We start from the raw sequence: 18395 nt of genomic DNA, 5'->3' as shown, positions 1-18395 counted from the left end.
CGCCCACCCATGCCCGGCCCATTTCAGGAGGAGATTTCATGAAACCCTGGACAGCTCTTGCCGCCATGGCCGCCTTCGCCCTGCCCTCGGCTGCGCTTGCGGCCTGCGCGACCGATGACGAGGTTGCCAGCTTCATTGCGGATTACATCGCCAAGACCCCGACCAAGGCGCTTGGCGTGGATGCCACCATGGAGGAGGCGTTCTGCACTCAGGCCAAGGTCGCCAAGGCGCTGGAGCCCCATTTGGGCCCGGTCGTGGGCTACAAGGCGGGCCTGACCAGCGACCGCGCCATGGAGGCCTTTGGCGTCTCCGAGCCGGTGGCGGGCGTTCTTTACCGCGACATGTTCCTCGAAGACGGCGCGACGGTGACCGGCCCCCACGGGGCGCGGCCCCTGTTCGAGGCGGATCTGATTCTGGTCGTCGGCAGTGCCGCGATCAACACCGCCGAGACCGGCGCGGATGTGATGGATGCCATCGCTTCGGTGCACGGGTTCATCGAGCTGCCGGACCTGATGTATGCCAAGGACGAGCCCCTGACAGGTGCCACGATCACCGCGGGCGGCGTCGGCGCGCGGGCGGGTGTGCTCGGCCCGGCGATCCCGTTCGAGGATGGCGGCGCGATGATCGACCTGCTGGCCGAGATGCAGGTGCGCGTCACCGATGCCGAGGGCACGGTCCTGTCCGAGGCGCCGGGTGCGGCGGTTCTGGGCAACCCGCTGCGATCGGTGATCTGGCTGCGCAGCACCGGCATCACCTTCAAGGAGGGGGACATGATCTCGGTGGGCTCCATCGGGCCGCTCATGCCGCCGGCCAAGGCCAAGGGCATGGCCAAGGTCGAGTATCTCGGCCTGCCGGGGAACCCCAGCCTGACGGTGAATTTCGAATAAATCCGCAGCGCCCCGCGCCACGCGGCGCCGCGCCGGGAACCATGGGACCCGTGCGGCGTTTGCGTTCACAAGAGAGACAAGGACTTCGCCATGACCGACCCGACCACGACACCGCCTCCCGCTCCGGCACCGGCCTCCAAGGATCCGCTCCTGCCGGTGAAGATCGTCTATGGTCTCTATGCGGTGGGGTATTTCGTGGGGCTCACAAGCCTCGCCGGGCTGATCTATGCCTATATCACCCGCGGATCCGACCCGGTGGCCGACAGCCATTTCACGTTCCAGATCCGGACCTTCTGGATCGGTCTGGGGCTCGCGATCGTGGCGGTGGCGCTTCTGGCCGTCGGGATCGGCTTTTTCGTCTGGCTCTTCCTCGTGGTCTGGGGTCTGACCCGCGTGATCTCGGGCTTCGTGCTGGCCAATGACGGCAGGCCGATCAGTGGCACGAAATACGCGGGGATCCTCGCCGTCTGAACCGGTCGGGATCGCATCCGCGCATCCGGGCGACACCGGCCCGCCGGGGCCGCCCGGGGCGTTACGATCCGGCCAGTCGCGGACCCTGGGGGTCCACCGAGGACCGCCACCCGAAGGCAAAGAGCAAAAGCCCGGCCAGCGCCAGCTCCACCGCGAGCGCGCCGAGAATGCTGGCCGAGGGCACCCCATCCACCAGAAGGCTGACACAGCGCCCGGCCGGAAAGCTCAGATAGACCGTCAGCGCGACCTTGAAAGCCAGCGGCGCATGGCGCGGGCGCATCATCCCGGCGAGCATGATGGCCCCGAAACTGGCGAGCCCGGCGCCGGGCGCGCGCAGCTCGCTCAGCCGGTTGGGGTTGTCATCGAGCGGGATACCGTAGCTGGCATAGAAGGCATGGGGCACAAGCAGGATGGACAGGCCGATGGCCAGTGCGGTGAAGCCGCTGAGACCGAGGGCGATTTTCTGAAGACGGGAGAGATGCATGGTGACGTTCCTTGGCTGAAGTTGATGGCCAAGGTTTAGGGATCATGGGGCTGCCGGGTCTTGACCCGCCATGCCAGCGTTTTGACCGGCGCGGCCAAAGGCTGGTCCGGCGCGATGGATCGGCCCGACCTGTCGGGGTGCGCCCGATGCCAGGCCTCGCCGCGGGAGGAGGCCCGCCCCCCGGGCAAAAGAAAACGGCGCAGTCCGGGACCGCGCCGTTTCACTCTGTCTCAGCCTGAGACGGCTCAGTTCATCGTCACCCAGCGAAGGATGAAGAAGTTGTCCGGGCGTTGGGTCAGGGTGACGGTGTCACGGGTGCCCCAGACCAGCGGCTGGACATAGAGAGGCACATAGGCCGCGTCGTCCTGCAGGATCTGCGTGACCTCGTCGAGCATGGCCTGCCGCGTCGTGTCGTCGATCTCGGACTGGATCATCGGCAGGAGCTCATCGACGCGCGCATTCGAGTATCCGCCGAAATTCCACGAGCCCAGCTTCTTTTCCGCATTCGGGGTCGAGGCGAGAAAGCGGATCGGGTGCTCTGCATCGAAGGTGCCCGGCGACCAGCCCAGCAGGTACATGTCGAAATCATCCTCGCGCAGGCGCGGCCAGTAGCCCCGCACGGGCATCGCCTCCAACTGGGCGGTGATGCCGACCTGTGCGAGCATGGAGGTGACCGCCTGACAGACGGCCTCGTCATTCAGGTAGCGGTCATTGGGGCATTTCAGGCCAAAGGAGAACCCGTCGGGATAACCGGCCTCGGTCAGAAGTGCGCGCGCGGCTTCCGGGTCATAGGCGGGCCGGGCGGCGAGGCTTTCGGAATAGCCGCGCATGGCGGGGCTCACGAGCTGGCTCGCGGGCTCGGCATTGCCGCGCATGATCGTCTGCAGGATCGCAGGCACGTTGATCGCGTGGGACACGGCTTGCCGGACGCGCAGATCGGTGAAGGGGTTTCCGGGATCGTCCGATTGCGAGTATTTCAGCGTCTCGGCCTCATGGGGGAAGCCCAGCATGATGACCCGCGCCTCGATCCCCTGGATGACCTGCACCCCCGCCTGCCCCGACAGGCGCGCCGCGTCCTGGATCGGGACCGGGTTGATCATGTCGATATCCCCCGACAGCAGCGCCGCCACCGCCGTGGCCGGGTTCTGGATCGGGGTGAACTCGGCGCGGGTGATGTTATGCTCCGCCTCGCCCCACCAGCCTGCGAAGGGTTCGAGCACGGTGCGCAGGCCCGGCTCGCGCGCGGTCACCCGGAAGGCGCCGGTGCCATTGGCGTTCAGGGTGGCGTAGTTCCCGGCTTCCTTATCCGGCAGGGCCGCGCCATTGGCCTCAGCCCAGCCGCTGTCGAGGATCATCCAGTTCGCGATGCTGTCGGGAAAGATCGGGTTCGGGGCCGAGGTCATGATGTCGACCGTGTAGTCATCGACCACCGTCACCCCAGAGACGGGCGCGAACCAGCTGCGGGTGTCGGAGGTCTCGTCCGAGGCGCGCTGATAGGAAAAGAGCACATCCTCGGCGGTGAAGGCCGCGCCATCATGGAAGGTCACGCCCTCGCGCAGGGTGAAGCGCCAGCCCTCGCCATCGCCGATCGGCTCCCAGCTGGTGGCGAGCGCAGGCTCTACGCTCATATCCTTGCCGCGCCGGACAAGCCCCTCATAGACGTTGTTGAGAAAGCCGAGAACCGGGGCGGAGTTCACCGCATGGGGGTCCATGGTCTGGGGATCGGTGGTCGAAGCCCAGCGGAACTCGTTGGCCGAAGCCGGAACCGCGACAAGCAGCGCCAGCGCGGTCGAGGTCAGCAATCGCGTCATGATCTGTCCTTTGTGGTATGTGCAGCAACCCGGGCAGCATGCCGCCAAAATGTCGCAGGGTCATCGCGAAAACGCGGCGATCACGGGGCTGTGATGCCGCGAATTTCCGCGTGACGGGGCGGCGAACGCGGGTCGGTCAGTCCTCGTAGGGCGTGCCGTTCTTGCGGGTGAAGATGTAAGTACCCTGCACCAGATGGGCCTCCAGATCATCGTCGGGATAGGTGCCGCTATCGCCCGGGCTGCGATCCCCGATCTCGAGGTACCGCACCGGCGTCGCGGTCTCGTTGACCAGATGATGGGCCACGCCCCCTGCGGGAAACCCGGCGCACATGCCCGGCGCGAGGCGGATCTCGCCCTGATCGGTTTTCAGGGTCGGATGGCCGCTGAGGATATAGATGAACTCATCCTGCGTCTTGTGCCGGTGGAGCAGCGCGGATTCCGCGCCCGGGGCCAGATCCGTGAGGTTCACGCCGAAATTCGTCAGGCCGAACGCATTGCCGAGCTGGCGTTTTACCCGGCCCGCGACCCGGGCGGCAAAGGGTGCGGGATAGCCCGATTTGGCAGCCCGGGCCGGGATCTCGGTGGCCAGTGCGGCGAGGGGTTTTGGGGCGGTGTCGTCACTCATGCGGGGTCTCCTTGGACGGATCTGAAAGCGGGCGCCGCACGGCGCCGGGGGAAAGGGCGAACCGGTCCTGAAACCGGCGGGCAAAGCGCGAGGCGGAGCGATAGCCCACCGCCTCGGCCACGGAGGCCACGGGCCAGCGCGTGGTCTGCAAGAGATGCAGCCCGCTGCCGAGACGCAAGTCACGCAGGATGTCCTGAAACGCGCAGCCTTCGGCGCGCAGGCGGCGGCGCAGGGTCGCCGGGCTGATCTGCAGGGCGCGCGCCAGGGTCTCGGCCGTCCAGGGCGCGGCGAGATCCGTGGCCAGATGCTGCCGCACCTGAGCTGCGAGACTGCGGGCGGGCGCCGGAGGCAGCCAGGCCCGCGCCAGTGCCATTTCCAGGGCGAGCGCCTCGCAGTGCAGCCCGGTGCGGGGATGCTCCGGATCCTGACTGAGCCCGGCGAGCGCCATACCAAACGCCTCGGCCGCGGCCCCCAGATCGAGGCAGGATTGCAGGGGATAGGGGGCGCGCGCGCCATCGCGCGGCAGGCGGGCATAGGCCGCCTCGAAGACCGCGCGGGGAAAGGCCAGCACCGTGGCCGCATAGGGCGCCTCACCAAGGGGCAGGTTTTCCACCAGCAGGGGTGTTTCCTCGGGCAAAAGGATCAGCGTTCCGGCCGTGGCCCGGGCGGTCAGGCCCGCCGCCGTCAGGCGCTTTTCGCCCGCCTCGACCCGGATCACCGCCGGCAGCGGACTGATCAGGCGATCGAACCGGGCGCGGCGGTATTGCCGGATGTGAAAGCCCGGCGCGGTATCCTGCATGGCATGGGTCATGGGCCGCAGCCTAGGCGCAGCCCCCCGCCCCGGCCAGAGAAAGCCTGCGCCCCCACGGATCAATTTGCGCCCGTTCCGATCATAGCTGCGGCAAAACCGGCCCATTTGCGCGGCTCGAAACGAAACATGCCGGACCCGAGGGCCCGGCATGGTCTGTCATTCCTCAGGTCAGAGGGATCAGTTCATGGTGAAATACTTGAACTTCGGATCATCCTCGGGAGACACGTTCGGATAGCCGACCGTGGTCTTGCCGCCCCAGTTCAGCACCTGGTGGTGGATCGGCAGGTAGAGCTGCTCTTCCTGCACCACGGACCAGATCTCGCCGATGGTTGCGTTCCGCTTGGCCAGATCGGTTTCGGAGGCGAGGCTGACGATCTTGGCATCCACATCCGCGTCGCTGAAGCCGGTGCCGTTCCAGGATCCCCGGTCGCCGCCGCGCGAATGCACGAGGAAGTTGAAGATATACTCGGAATCGTAGGTCGGCACGCCCCAGCCCAGCATGTAGAAATCCGTCTCGCCATTCTGGATCAGCGGGAAGTGCTGGGCCTTGGGCTTGGCGTCGAGGTTCACGGTGATGCCAATCTGACCCATCATGCCCACGGCGGCCTGACAGATCGCCTCATCGTTGATGTAGCGGTCATTCGGGCAGTCGAGCTGGATCGAGAAGCCATCGGCATAGCCCGCTTCTTCCATCAGAGCCTTGGCCGCATCGATATCGGTCATGGACGCGCCGTCCATTTCCTCGGTCCAGCCATTGACGAAGGGCGGTGCGATCATGCCTGCGGGCGCGGACTGGCCGCGCATCACCACCTGCTTGATGGCATCGCGGTTGATCGCCATGCTCATGGCCTTGCGCACGCGGGCATCGCCCAGCGGGTTGGCCCCTTCGACATTGTCGCGGGTGATGTCATCGGGTCCGGAATTCATGCCGAAGAAGATGACCCGGTTCTGCGCTGCCGTGCGCACTTCGAGGCCATCGGTCCCGCCGACACGCTCAAGATCCTGCACCGGCACGTCTTGGATGAAATCCACCTCGCCCGTCAGCAGGGCCGCCACGCGGGTCGCGGCGTTCTGGATCGGGGTATAGATGATCTCGGTCACGCCCAGCGGGAACTCGCCCGTGCCCCAGTAATCGCCATTCAGCGTGAGCACGGTGCGCACATCGGGCTCGCGGCTGGTCAGGACATAGGGTCCGGTGCCCATGGCGTTGGTGGCCGCAAAGGTGGTCTCGCCATTGGCGATGTCCTGCACCTTGGTCACGCCATTCGCCTCGGTCCAGCCCTTGTCCATGATGAACAGGTTGGTGAAGTTGTTCGGCAGGATCGGGTTCGGCCCGTCGGTCACGAACTCGACGGTCATGTCGTCGACCGCGCGCACCTCGGTGATCGAGGTCAGCAGTTCCTTCATCGCGGAGGTCTCGGATTTCGCCCGCTCGAAGGAGAAGACGACATCCTCGGCCGTGAAGGCGGAACCATCGTGGAAGGTCACGCCCTCGCGCAGCTTGAAGACCCAGACATTCGGGTCATCGGCCTTGGGGGCCCATTCCGTCGCGAGCGCGCCTTCGAACTGGCCGAAGTGATCGCGGATGATCAGCGGCTCGTAGATCTGATGGGCGAGCGTGTGGGTCGGGCCTTCGTTCTGAGCGTGCGGGTCAAGCGTGAGGCTGTCACCGGCGCGCGCCCAGTTGAGGGTTTCAGCGCTGGCGAGCAGCGGCGTCAGGACGAGCGCCGATGTGGCCAGCAGGAGGGTCGTTTTTTTCATGGATCGTATCTCCCAGTTATGGTTCGGCGGGTGTGGCAGAACGTGCCATCCGCCGCGCTGTCGGGTGTCCTCTTCGCGTGACCGCCTCGACAGGCGCCGGGAAAAAGAATGACGGGGCCGGAGCAGAACGCAAGGCCGAAATGCCCCGCCCCCGCGTCAAGCCCCGGCGCGGATCCGGGGCCTGATTGCAAATCGGGCTGTGGCGTCAGGCGATGCCGCCATAGGCCACACCGGTCAGATCGCGCATGTCCCGTTTCCAGGTGGTGAGGTCCTCGGCCGAGAAGCCCGAGAGGTGATCATGGCCGCAGGCGCGCGCCATGACCTGCATGAGCTCCACCGAGGCGTCGAAGAAATTGGCCAGCTGCTTTGCGGATTTCTCGACCACCAGCCGGTTGACCAGATGGGGTTTCTGGGTGGCGATCCCGACGGGGCAGTTATTCGTATGGCAGGCCCGCATGGCAAGGCAGCCGATGGCCTGCATGGCCGAGTTCGACACCGCCACCGCATCCGCGCCGAGCGCCAGCGCCTTGAGGAAATCCGCCGGTTTGCGCAGCCCGCCGGTGATCACGAGGCTGACATCGCCGCGCCCGAGCCGGTCCAGATGCCGCCGCGCCCGGGCGAGCGCGGGGATGGTCGGGACCGAGATGTTGTCGCGAAAGATAATCGGTGCGGCCCCGGTGCCGCCGCCACGCCCGTCGAGGATGATGTAATCCACCCCGACCTCGAGCGCGGCATCGATATCCTTCTCGATATGCTGCGCGCTCAGCTTGTAGCCGATGGGGATCCCCCCGGTCCGGTCGCGCACCTCGTCGGCAAAGGCCCGGATCTGCGCCGGCTCGGTCCAGTCGGGAAAGCGCGGCGGCGAGATCGCGTCCTGCCCCTCGTCGAGCCCGCGCACCTCGGCGATCTTGCCCTTGACCTTGGTGCCGGGCAGATGCCCTCCGGTGCCGGTCTTGGCGCCTTGGCCGCCCTTGAAATGAAAGGCCTGCACCTTGGCGAGCTTGTCCCAGTCGAACCCGAACCGGGCCGAGGCCAGCTCGTAGAAATAGCGCGAATTCGCGGCCTGCTCCTCGGGGAGCATCCCGCCCTCGCCCGAGCAGATGCCCGTCCCGGCCAGCTCGGCCCCGCGGGCAAGCGCGACCTTGGCAGGCTCCGACAGCGCGCCGAAGGACATGTCGGAAACAAAGAGCGGGATCTTGAGCCGCAGGGGCTTCTGGGCATTGGGTCCGATCAGCACATCCGTGCCCACCGGGTCATCATCGAGCAGGGGCGCACGGTGCAGCTGCGCTGTCAGGATCTGCAGGTCGTCCCACACCGGCAGCTCGTCCCGGGGCACGCCCATGGACGACACCACCCCGTGATGGCCCGTCTTGCTGAGCCCGTCCCGGGCATACTGCTGGATCAGCCCGTTATGGGGTTCTTCGGCGGTGCCGTGGGAGGTGTCCGCATAGAGCCCGAGATAGGCGTCCCGGTCGAAGGGCTGCGGGTTGGCCTGCGCCCAGTCGGCGATCTCATCGGCATCGACCCAGACCTCCCCCGCCTCGATCCAGGAAGAGAATTTCGGCAAGGCCTCTTCATTGGCATATTCCGACACGCCACTGTCGAGCCGGTAATCCCAGTAATGCACCCCGCAGATCAGGTTGTCGCCCTTCACAAAGCCATCGGACATCAGGGCCCCGCGATGCAGGCAGCGCCCATAGAAGACGGAGACCGTCTCGTCGAAGCGCACCACGACCAGATCGACCTCGCCCACCAGAGCGTAAGCCGGCGCGCGGTCTGCGAGCGCGTCGAGTTTGGCAACGGATGTTTTTTGCATTTTTTTCTCCTCCTGTTCTCACGGACACTGCCCCGGTTCGGCGCTTCGGCCAATGCCCGGCAGGCGCACATCCTCTGCGCGCGACCGCCATGGCGGCCTCGGCACGCAGCACAACATATTGGAAATAAAGGTTAACGCCCCTCTCCCGGCGCGGCCCGGGCCCCGTCAAAGCTGAGCTTCAGAATCACTAACAGTTCTCTAACGGTACGTGACGCAAGGTCAGCAGGCATCTGGACAGGATGCGGTTAACGCTGACAAGATGGGCTCCAAACCTTTGAACAAAAGCAATTTTTCAGTAGCTAATCTTTTCGATCAAGGGCACTGTTCCCGCCCGATACGTTTGAAGAACCAAAACCTGGAGCTCGACTTCGATGTGTCCAAACCCTGTTCAGATGCACCCTTCCCGGTGGAGACAGAGGGGCGGGTACATTCCCAAACCTTCCCTACCCCTCTGTTCACCCCGTCTCGGGGGCCCGAAGTGAGTGCGGAGCCCCAATCGGGGACTGCCCAGCTGGCCAAGCTCTACGTGCTTGGTCCGCTGGGCCTTTTCTCGGCGGGCGACCGGAACCTGACCCCTCGGGGGAAAAAGACACAAGGCCTGCTGGCGCTTCTGGCGCTGGCACCGCGCGGACAGCGCACCCGGGTCTGGCTGCGCGACAAGCTCTGGAGTGCCAGCGACGAACAGAAATCGGCGTCTTCCCTGCGCCAGACTGTGTTCGAGCTGCGCAAGGATCTGGGGCCGCTCGCCGATGAAATCCTCGACATCAACCGGATGTCCATCGGGCTGCGGCTCGACCGGATCTGGATCGACCATCACGTGGTCAGCGAGGACCCCACCGCCCTGCACAAGTTGGAGGTGAGCGAAGACACCGAACTGCTCGAAGGCATCGATGTTGCCGATGAGGAGTTCGAGGACTGGCTCCAGATGGAGCGCCAGATCTGGTACGACAAGGCGACCGAGATCCTCGAGGCGCATCCCCGCCCGGCCCTGAGCAAACCGACACCCGCCCAGACCCGTGGTCTGCTTGTGCCGACGCGCAGCACCGAGGATCTGTCGGAGAACCCCGAGCCGGGCACCTTCAGTGTCGGGTTCCTGCCGAATATCCAGCAGGGCTGCGATGCCAATACCCAGCATCTGGCGGATTACGTGCTGGAAGGGGTCGCCCGGAACCTGCGCGAGTTCGAGCCGGTCGCGGTGTTCGATTTCCGCGATCCGACCGTGCATTCCGACCAATTCACCCAGGCCTTCGAGACCGAGTACTACACCCGCGTGCGCACCATGCAGGTGCGCGACAGCCTGACCCTGACGTTTTTCCTCTATCGTTCCAGCCGGATGGCGCTGGAATGGTCCCAGTCGATTCAGACCTCCGCCGATCAGATCATGCAGAATTCCATGATGCTCGAGGGGTTCATCGCGCAGAATGTGGACCGTATGGCCAAGTCGATGTTCGAGGACCGGCTGCGGATGCTCGACAGCCGCGACGACTGGCCGCCCAAGGTCGGCTACACGGCGCTGAACCTGATGTTCAAGCTCGACGAGAATGCGCTGAGCAATTCCGAGACCATGCTGCTGCAGGGGGATGACGCCCATGATGCGGCCTCGGTCTATCCGGCGCTGCGGGCTTATCTGACGACCTTCAAGATCGGCGAGAATGTCGGGGTGCTGAACCGGGGCGAGCTGGATGATGCCCGGCTGGCCGCCGAGAGCGCGCTGGCCAACAACCCGTTCAACTCGATCTCGCTGGCCTGTATCGCCCATGTGCTGGGCTATGTGTTCCACGAGCATGATCTGGCGGGCGGGTTGCTAGAACAGGCGCTGAATCTGAACCAGTCCCAGCCCTTCGTCTGGGATCACTATGCGCTGCACAAGCTTTACACCGGCGAGTTCGAGGCCGCCTACCGCGCTGCCGAGCGCGGGGCGAGCCTGGGCAGTTTCAGCCCGATCAGCTATAGCTATGACACCACGCTCGCGATGGCGGCGACCATGGCCGGCGACCACCGCCGCGCGATCATGGCGGGCCAGCGGGCCTTGCGGAAACAGCCGCGCTTTGCGGCGGCCATGCGGTATCTTCTGTTGAACTATTCCAAGCTGGGCCGCGAGGCGGAAGCACAGGCGATCTATGGTCGTCTGCTCGATGTGGATCCCGAGTTCCACGATCCCGAAGTGCAAAAGGAGCGGTTCCGCTTCGCGCACAAGCAGGATGAAAGCTCGGTTTTGGGGATTTTGAAACGACTGACCACGTGAAGGGGACACGGTATGGAAGACCAGCCTGACAGCGACGATATTCTGCTGTCTCATACATTTTCGGTAACGGGCGTGGGCCTGAAACTGTCCGGCACCAGTGACGCGCAGGGGGATGGCGCGGTAGGGGATGCGGCCGGGCCCGGCGGTGCGTCGGGGTCCGTGATGGTGGCGCTGAACCGCAACCGGAACCGCAATCGGAACAGAAACCGCAATCGCAACAGGAACCGCAACCGTAACCGCAATCGGAACCGCAATCGCGGGCCGATGGAAGATGGCGGCGGGATGAGCATGCAGGAGCCCTGGCGCGAGCGCGAGGCACTGCACAAGATCATCGGCGAATGGATCAACCTGCCCCTGGCCCTGCCCCCCGATATGGAGCAGCTGCGCGCCGAGGCGGTCGACCTGTTGGAAAAGCAGGTGCTGTTGCATCGCCCCGAAGGCGGCCAGCGCCGCGAAGAGATCCTGCGCGAGGCGGAGTTCGAGCTGTCGGGCTATCTGCGCCCCTTGGGCATCGAGGGGGTCAGCGGCTATGACGCGACCGTCGGGCTGTTCATGACCGTGCTCGCGCTGACCGACGAGATCGGCTTGCGCTACAAGGCGCGGTTCAACACGCCCCGCCCGAACCAGGTCGAGCCCCGGCTGCGCCCGTTCCTGCCCTATCCGGGCCATGAGAGCCAGCCGTCCAACCACTCGTTCCAGTCCTTCTCGCTGGCCTTCGTATTCTCGCGCATGTTGCCCGAGCACCCGGCCAGCTCCGAGCTGTTCCGCTCGGCCCGCCGCATCGCGGAGAACCGGGAATGGGCCGGGGTGCATTACGCCTCGGATACCGAAGCGGGCTATCAACTGGCGCGGATGGTGACCCCGGTTCTGGAAAAAGTCTTGAAGAAACAGATGCTCGCCGCGGCATCCGAGTGGATGTGAGGGGGACCGGAGCATGACAACAGGACGTGAGAATTACCCCGAATACGACGCGCTGTGGCATCTGCAGTCCATGGGTGTGCGCACGGACAAGCATCGGCCCAATGGCTGGAAATACAAGCGCAGCGACCGCAAGCGCACCCGGGTGGCGATGATCGACACCTCGGTGGCGGTGGATCATCCGAACCTCGAACCGGCAATCAACAAGAAGCTGGCGCTGGATCTCTTCTCGGCCCCGCTGGGCAGCTTTGCCTATCGCAAACCCGATGAGAAGCTCGAGGATCTGTGCCTCAACACCCGCACCCGCGTGGCCGATGGCCTGCCCGGGATCACCGAGATCCTCGGCCGTCTGATCGACCGCACCAGCCATGGCAGTCTCGCCTGGCAGAACAACCTGCAGCCCTGCGTGGGTGCCGAGTTCTCGTCCCATGGCACGGCGATTGCCGGGCTGATCGGGGCCAAGCCCACCCGCGTGCAGGCCGTGGTGCCCGAGCCGAGCGACGAGATCACCTCGATCCCCCTGCCCTATGTGGGCGTGGATCCGTTCTGCGAGATCGTGCCGATCTCGACGAATTTCGACCCGGATCCCGAGGTCCTGATCGTGGCGTTCCTCTATGCGGAACTGATCGATGCGGATGTGGTGCTCTTGCCGCGCAACGTGCCGGACCCGGTGCGGACCGTGCCCGAAATCTTCACCCGCACCATCGATGGCGTCCCGCTGAGCGAGGCCACCGCCCCGGCAGCCACCACCCCCGAGGAGGCGCAGCTTTGGGCCGAACTGGCCGAACTGATCGTGAATATCTCGATGGCCCGGCCCGTGGTCTGCGCGGCAGGCAACGCCAATGAGGAGAACGGGATCTATCCCGCGAACCTCGCCACCGACCATAACGGGATCATCTCGGTCGGGGCCATGAATGCCAAGGGGGTCCTCGCGGGGTTCTCGGCCAGTCAGGGTCTGACGGTGATGGCGCCCTCGGGCGATGCCGAAGTGTTCGACCGCACGCAGGTGCGGCTCGACACGCGGCGCCATGACTATGATCCGGTCGGCGTGCCGGAGCCCAATGAGAACCACAAGTATTCCCATTACGACGTCATCTCGACGGATGTGCCGGGGATCTATGGCTATTCCGACAGCCCCTATCGCTCGCTCGAGCCGGAAACGGGTCTGCGCGAATTCGGTTCTTATTTCTGCAGCTTCGGCGGCACCTCGGCAGCGTCGGCTCTGGTGGCGGGCTATCTCAGCCTCGCGCGCAGCGCGGGCGAACTGGACGTGAAAGCCGATGGTCTGCAGGCCAAGGCCTGGCTGCTGGCCAATTGCGCCGAGGTGCAGGATGGCGACACCTGCTATCTCTACCCGGCCTGGGATGGCGATTACAGCTTCCCCGACGCCTGAGCTGAGCGGTCTCAGAACCCGTAAAGCGCCGCCGGCGTGTCCGTGAGGATGCGTCGGCGGTTCTCCGTCGAGGGGACCGCGTCGAGAAACGCATTGAGAAGATCGCCCGCATCGGGCTGGGCGGCATCGGCCAGCATCAGGTGCGGCCAGTCGCTGCCCCAGAGGCACCGATCCGGATTCGCCGCCACCAGCGCCGCAATCGCCGCCGCCGCCCCGTCATAGGGTGCGGAACACAGCCGGTAGGGCGCCGAAAGCTTCACATATGCCTGCCCCTCGGCCACCAGACGACAGAGCGTGGCAAATCCGGGCTCGGCCGGTCCCGCCGCGAGATCGGGCCAGCCGATATGGTCGAAGACCACCGGCACCCCGAGCCCGGGCACATCCGGCGCCAGTTCGATCATGTGTTTATGGGTGTTCATGAGCATCTGCACATGCAGGCCATGGGCCGCGAGCCGGGGCGCCATCTCGCGCACCCCCTCCCAGGACAGGATGCCGCCATGGACATAGTTCAGGCGCACGCCCACCACCCCGGCCTCGGCCAGCGCGGCCAGTTCGGCATCGGGCGCGCCGTCGCGCACCAGCCCGATCCCGCGCGCGCGCCCTCCCAAGGCCGCCACGGCGGCGCGCGTCACGGTGTTATCTCCGCCATAGAGGATGGAATGAACGATCACGACCCGCGCCATCTGCAGCGTGTCGAGATGGGTCTCCAGCCGGGCCACCCAGTCCTGCAGGGTCCCGGGGGCCGGATCCTCGACCCGCCCGTCCCAAAGCGGGATGTCATCGGCGACCATATGGACATGGGCATCGCAGGCCCCCTGCGGGATCGCGGCCTTGGGCGCGCGCGGGCGCGCCACCGGGGGCAAGGCGGCAGGCATCGGGTCGGGAGGGGTCATGGCATGATCTCTGCAAAGGCAAACGCGCCCCTGACTTGACCGGGGGAACAGCGGATTGTCCAGCCATCCGCGGCCGGGCTAGCCCTCGGCCAGAAAGGCCTGCACCGCGCCGTAAAAGGCCGTGGGCGCATCCTTGTGCAGCATATGCCCGGCCTCGAGCATGCGGTGCCGAGCCTCCGGCAGGCGTCGGGCCAGATCCATTGCCTGCTTATGGGTGCGCGGGTTGTTCCGCCCGGTCAGGATCAGCACCGGGCACCGGGTCCGCGCGACCAGATCGCGCCCGTCAAAGCCATGCGCTGCGGTCATCGCGTCGTTGAGCCCTTCGGGATCCATCCGGGCCACCTCGGTCAGATAGGCCTTTTTCGCCGCCCCCTTCTCGCCCATCGCCGCGAGCTTGGCCGTCCCCCGCGGTCCGAGCTTGGCCGTCAGCCAACTCGCAAAGCCCGCGCCCTTTCGGTCGATCCAGCGGCTCTGCATGCTGAAGGCGCTCTCGGCGAAGACGAGCCGGGTGATCCGCTCTGGCTGGGTCGCGGCCAGATGCAGACCGATCATCCCGCCCAGCGAATGCCCCACCAAGGCGCAGCGGGGCGGCAGCTGCGGCAGCAGCATCTCCGCAAAGCCCGCCACCGAGGCCTGCCGCGCGCGGGGCTGGCCCGCATGGCCCGGCAGGTTGAGGCAGAGGCCCTCGGCCCGCCCCTCCCATGTCTGGGAAGAGAGCCCCGCGCCATGGATCCAGACGGTGGGCGGCTGTGGGTCGGGCATCGGGCGGCTCCTGCATGAGATGGCGGCAGCGTGACGAGCGCCATGCCCGGGGTCAAGGCCGCCGGAGGGCGCGCCCGCAGTCGCAATGCGGCACGCGGAGGCGCCGCTGGCGCGGACCGTGGAGCAAGGCCCAAACGCCTGCAAAAGCCCCGCGCACATGGCCGGGCGTGCCATGGGAATGAGACATCCCGGCGTCCCCGGGGATCCTGATTTCGAGAAGGACGGCGGACCGGCCGGGGCGCGCGGCGAGGCTCCGACCCCGGGACCTTATGGCGCACGCGGCGGCGGTTGGTTCATCTGCGCAGGCTGCAGCCCTGACCAAAGGGCAGCGGGGGAAACGCAAACGGCCCCGTCGCAGGACGGGGCCGGTCGTGAGTGGTTGGCTTTGGGCTCAGGCGAGCCCGTGCTTGGAAAAGGGCAGTTCGGTAATACGCTGCCCGGTGGCGCGGGCCACCGCATTGGCCACAGCCGGACCAATGGGCGGGGTGCCAGGTTCGCCCACGCCCGTGGGCGCCTCCGACGAGGCGACGATATGGACGTCGACCACGGGCATGTCGGTGATGCGCAGGGGCATGTAGTCGGGGTAGTTGAACTGGTCGACTTCCCCGTCGGTCAGCGTCACCTCCTCGCGCAGGATCCCGGACAGACCGTAAGCCAGCCCGCCTTCGATCTGCGCGCGGATATTGTCGGGGTTCACGGCGATGCCGCAATCCACCGCGCAGGTGACCTTCTCGACCTTCACCGTGCCGTCCTCGCGCATGCGCACCTCGGCGATCTCGGCCACATAGCTGTTGAAGCTCTTGTGGACCGCGACGCCGCGATGCAGGCCCTCGGGCGCGGGGCTGTCCCAGCCGGCCTTCTCAGCGGCCAGACGGAGCACGCCCGCAAGGCGCGGATCATCGCCCAAATGCGCGAGACGGAAGGCCACCGGGTCCTGCCCCGCCGCCTCGGCGAGCTGGTCCATCATGGTCTCCATCACATAGGCCGAGTGGGTATGCCCGACCGAGCGCCACCAGAGCACCGGGATCCCGACGCTCGGGTGGTGCACATCCATGGCCATGTCCGGCAGGCTGTAGGTGGAATCCGCAGCCCCCTCGGTGCTGGAATGGTCCACGCCGTCCTTGACCAGGAAGCTTTCGAAGGGCGTGCCGATCATGATGCCCTGGCCGACGATGCGATGCTCCCAGCCCGAGATCTTGCCCTCGGCATCCACGCCCGCGCGGACCTTGTGCAGGGTCAGGGGACGATAATAGCCGCCCTTGATGTCATCCTCGCGGGAATAGACCAGCTTGATCGGCGCCGCGGAGCCGGTCTCGGCGAGCCATGCGGCCCCGATGCTCGCGGTTTCGGCCACCAGATGCCCGTCCGCCGTGGCGCGCCGCCCGAAAGAGCCGCCGCCCCACATGGTGTTGATCGCCACATTCTCGAACGGGATGCCGAGCACGGCGGCGGCCACATTGTGGTCGATCGTCTGGATCTGGCTGCCGCCCCAGAACGTCGCCGTCTCGCCGTCAAAGAGGACGGTCATGTTGAGCGGCTCCATGGGGGCATGGGCGAGATAGGGGAAATGGTAGCTCGCCTCGACCACCTGCGCGGCCCCGGCGAGCTTGCCTGCGGCATCGCCACGCGCGACGGCCGTGTTCCCTTGCGTGTCCAGCAGGGCGGAAAACTCCTCGGTGAGGGTGTCCGTGCTGCGGGTCTCGGCGGTGGACATGTCCCATTCGATGTCCAGCGCATCGCGCGCCATAATCGCGCGCCATGTGTTGTCGGCCACGACAACCACGCCCTGGGGGATGGTCAGAACGGCCGAAACACCCGGCATTGCCTTGGCCGCATCCGCATTCACCGAGGCCACGGTGGCCCCGAATTTCGGCGGACGCGCGGTCACGGCGATCAGGATCCCTTCGGGCTTGGCATCCATGCCGAACATGCCCACGGACCCTTGGGTCTTGAGCGGCAGTTCGACCCGGGCCATGTCCTTGCCGATCAACGTCCAATCCGCGGCAGATTTCAGGGACACGCTTTCAGGGACGGCCTGACGCCCCGCGGCCTCGGCCAGATCGCCGAAGCTCGCACTGTCATCGCCGCTGGTCACCTGACCCTTGGCGACCGAGATGGTCTCGGGCGCGACACCCCAGGCCTCGGCAGCCGCCGCCACGAGCATGGCGCGCGCAGCCGCCCCGGCCTCGCGGTATTGCATGAAGGAATTCGCCATGGCGGTCGAGCCACCCGTGCCCTGCACGCCGAAGGCGGTATTGACATAGACCTGCGGGTTCGAGGGTGCGAATTCCACCGCCACCTGACCCGGATCGGCGTCAAGCTCTTCGGCGACAAGCGTGGCGAGACCGGTCGCGGCCCCCTGCCCCTTGTCCAGATGCTTGATCAGCACGGTCACGGTGCCGTCGGGTGTGATATGCACGAAGGGTTGCGTGAAGCCGCCCTCGCCCATCGCCTGCGCCCCGCGCGGCAGGCTCGCGCCGATCAGCAGCCCGCCGATCGTGCCCGCAGACAGCTTCAGAAAGGTCCGGCGCGACGGGGCCGGAGCGGTCAGGGCCTGTTCCAGATAATGCAGCATCTCAGGCCTCCATGATTTCGGATGCACGGTGGATCGCCTTGCGGATCCGGGCATAGGTGGCACAGCGGCAGACATTGCCTTCCATGGCAAAATCGATGTCCTCGTCCGAGGGCTTCGGCGTTTCGGCCAAAAGGGCCGTGGCGGACATGATCTGGCCCGACTGGCAATAGCCGCATTGCGGCACCTGCATCTCGACCCAGGCGGCCTGGATCGCGGCGGCGGCCTTGGTGTCGACGCCTTCGATCGAGGTCACGTCGGCCCCTTCGAGATCGCCCACCGCGATCTGGCAGGACCGGGTCGGCACCCCGTCCACATGCACGGTGCAGGCCCCGCAGGAGGCCACCCCGCAGCCAAACTTCGTTCCCGTCATCTTGAGTTCGTCGCGCAACAGCCACAGCAGCGGCATGTCCTCTTCGACATCGACCGTGGTTGGCGCGCCATTAAGCGTAAAGCTGACCATCGAGACCTCCCCGTCATCGGATCTGTGGTGTTAGACGCTCTAACTTAACTCCGATTGGCGATTTGTTTAGCGCTATTTCCGCGCGCTGACGCACATTGGTTGTTTTCTCGAAACCGAGATGCGCGGGGGTTCAGAGAAAAATCGCGGTCAAAGGCATGATCCCTCTGGCCTTTCGGCGCAAAACCCGGTTCCGTTTGGCCCGTGCGTGATGCGCGTCAGCGATGGAGGGAAAGCGATGAATTGTGTGTTCGTTCAGATCAGGTGCCGACCGGGGACAGCCTATCGCGTGGCCGATGACATCACCCTGCGCGAGATCCATTCCGAGCTCTATTCCACCAGCGGCGAGTATGACCTGCTGCTGAAGCTCTACATCCCGCAGGACGCGGATGTGGGCCGGTTCATCAACGAGAACCTGCTGGATATCGACGGGATCGAACGCACGCTGACCACATTGACGTTCAAGGCGTTCTGAGAAACGCCGGA

General features: G+C 66.0%; 16 protein-coding genes. 6 read left to right on the top strand and 10 right to left on the bottom strand.

What is annotated here, in order from left to right:
• Positions 1 to 38: 38 nt before the first annotated feature.
• Positions 39 to 887, top strand: a complete 849-nt coding sequence (locus ACP150_RS07000) for a 2-keto-4-pentenoate hydratase (protein ID WP_424965852.1) — start codon at positions 39 to 41, stop codon at positions 885 to 887.
• A 90-nt stretch (positions 888 to 977) separates the two neighbouring features.
• Positions 978 to 1358: a DUF4870 family protein gene (locus ACP150_RS06995; RefSeq protein WP_424965851.1), complete on the top strand. Its 381-nt coding sequence runs from the start codon at positions 978 to 980 to the stop codon at positions 1356 to 1358.
• A 61-nt stretch (positions 1359 to 1419) separates the two neighbouring features.
• Here the strand turns inward: ACP150_RS06995 and ACP150_RS06990 are convergent, their stop codons facing one another.
• The 6 genes from ACP150_RS06990 to ACP150_RS06965 all read right to left on the bottom strand — a co-directional run bounded on the left by ACP150_RS06990 (position 1420) and on the right by ACP150_RS06965 (position 8666).
• Positions 1420 to 1842, bottom strand: a complete 423-nt coding sequence (locus ACP150_RS06990) for a DUF4345 domain-containing protein (protein WP_424965850.1) — start codon at positions 1840 to 1842, stop codon at positions 1420 to 1422.
• A gap of 245 nt (positions 1843 to 2087) precedes the next feature.
• Positions 2088 to 3653: an ABC transporter substrate-binding protein gene (locus ACP150_RS06985; protein WP_424965849.1), complete on the bottom strand. Its 1566-nt coding sequence runs from the start codon at positions 3651 to 3653 to the stop codon at positions 2088 to 2090.
• A gap of 136 nt (positions 3654 to 3789) precedes the next feature.
• Positions 3790 to 4278, bottom strand: coding sequence for a cupin domain-containing protein (locus ACP150_RS06980; RefSeq protein ID WP_424965848.1), 489 nt, complete (start codon positions 4276 to 4278; stop codon positions 3790 to 3792).
• Positions 4271 to 5089, bottom strand: a complete 819-nt coding sequence (locus ACP150_RS06975; protein ID WP_424965847.1) for a helix-turn-helix transcriptional regulator — start codon at positions 5087 to 5089, stop codon at positions 4271 to 4273. Before ACP150_RS06975 ends, ACP150_RS06980 begins: the two co-directional genes overlap by 8 nt.
• Before the next feature lie 177 nt (positions 5090 to 5266).
• Positions 5267 to 6850 carry an ABC transporter substrate-binding protein gene (locus ACP150_RS06970; RefSeq protein WP_424965846.1) on the bottom strand — a complete coding sequence of 528 codons (1584 nt, stop codon included), beginning with the start codon at positions 6848 to 6850 and terminating at the stop codon, positions 5267 to 5269.
• A 205-nt stretch (positions 6851 to 7055) separates the two neighbouring features.
• Entirely contained in the window at positions 7056 to 8666 is a 1611-nt protein-coding gene (locus ACP150_RS06965; protein ID WP_424965845.1) for a glutamate synthase-related protein, read from the bottom strand.
• Between the two features lie 478 nt (positions 8667 to 9144).
• On the opposite strand from ACP150_RS06965, the gene ACP150_RS06960 reads away from it, so the two are divergent.
• From ACP150_RS06960 to ACP150_RS06950, 3 genes are read left to right on the top strand one after another with little or no spacing between them, the layout of a single operon-like run.
• Positions 9145 to 10911 carry a transcriptional regulator gene (locus ACP150_RS06960; RefSeq protein WP_424965844.1) on the top strand — a complete coding sequence of 589 codons (1767 nt, stop codon included), beginning with the start codon at positions 9145 to 9147 and terminating at the stop codon, positions 10909 to 10911.
• Between the two features lie 12 nt (positions 10912 to 10923).
• A complete protein-coding gene (locus tag ACP150_RS06955; protein WP_424965843.1) occupies positions 10924 to 11832 on the top strand; it encodes a phosphatase PAP2 family protein in 909 nt (302 codons plus the stop codon).
• Positions 11833 to 11845: 13 nt separating this feature from the next.
• Positions 11846 to 13222, top strand: a complete 1377-nt coding sequence (locus ACP150_RS06950; protein WP_424965842.1) for a S8/S53 family peptidase — start codon at positions 11846 to 11848, stop codon at positions 13220 to 13222.
• An 11-nt stretch (positions 13223 to 13233) separates the two neighbouring features.
• Here ACP150_RS06950 and ACP150_RS06945 read toward each other — a convergent pair whose 3' ends face one another.
• The 4 genes from ACP150_RS06945 to ACP150_RS06930 all read right to left on the bottom strand — a co-directional run bounded on the left by ACP150_RS06945 (position 13234) and on the right by ACP150_RS06930 (position 17912).
• Entirely contained in the window at positions 13234 to 14115 is an 882-nt protein-coding gene (locus tag ACP150_RS06945) for an amidohydrolase family protein (protein ID WP_424965841.1), read from the bottom strand.
• Positions 14116 to 14193: 78 nt separating this feature from the next.
• Entirely contained in the window at positions 14194 to 14877 is a 684-nt protein-coding gene (locus ACP150_RS06940; RefSeq protein WP_424965840.1) for an alpha/beta fold hydrolase, read from the bottom strand.
• A 391-nt stretch (positions 14878 to 15268) separates the two neighbouring features.
• Positions 15269 to 17452, bottom strand: coding sequence for a molybdopterin cofactor-binding domain-containing protein (locus ACP150_RS06935; protein WP_424965839.1), 2184 nt, complete (start codon positions 17450 to 17452; stop codon positions 15269 to 15271).
• Between the two features lies 1 nt (position 17453).
• The gene (locus tag ACP150_RS06930) at positions 17454 to 17912 is read right to left on the bottom strand and encodes a (2Fe-2S)-binding protein (protein ID WP_424965838.1); all 459 of its coding nucleotides are present in this window, start codon (positions 17910 to 17912) and stop codon (positions 17454 to 17456) included.
• A 235-nt stretch (positions 17913 to 18147) separates the two neighbouring features.
• Between ACP150_RS06930 and ACP150_RS06925 the strand changes: the two genes are divergently transcribed.
• The gene (locus tag ACP150_RS06925; RefSeq protein ID WP_424965837.1) at positions 18148 to 18384 is read left to right on the top strand and encodes an Lrp/AsnC ligand binding domain-containing protein; all 237 of its coding nucleotides are present in this window, start codon (positions 18148 to 18150) and stop codon (positions 18382 to 18384) included.
• Positions 18385 to 18395 lie beyond the last annotated feature (11 nt).

Source organism: Dinoroseobacter sp. S375, assembly GCF_049800775.1.
In the GTDB taxonomy this organism is placed as follows: domain Bacteria; phylum Pseudomonadota; class Alphaproteobacteria; order Rhodobacterales; family Rhodobacteraceae; genus Dinoroseobacter.
This window is presented reverse-complemented; position numbering and strand designations above follow the sequence as displayed.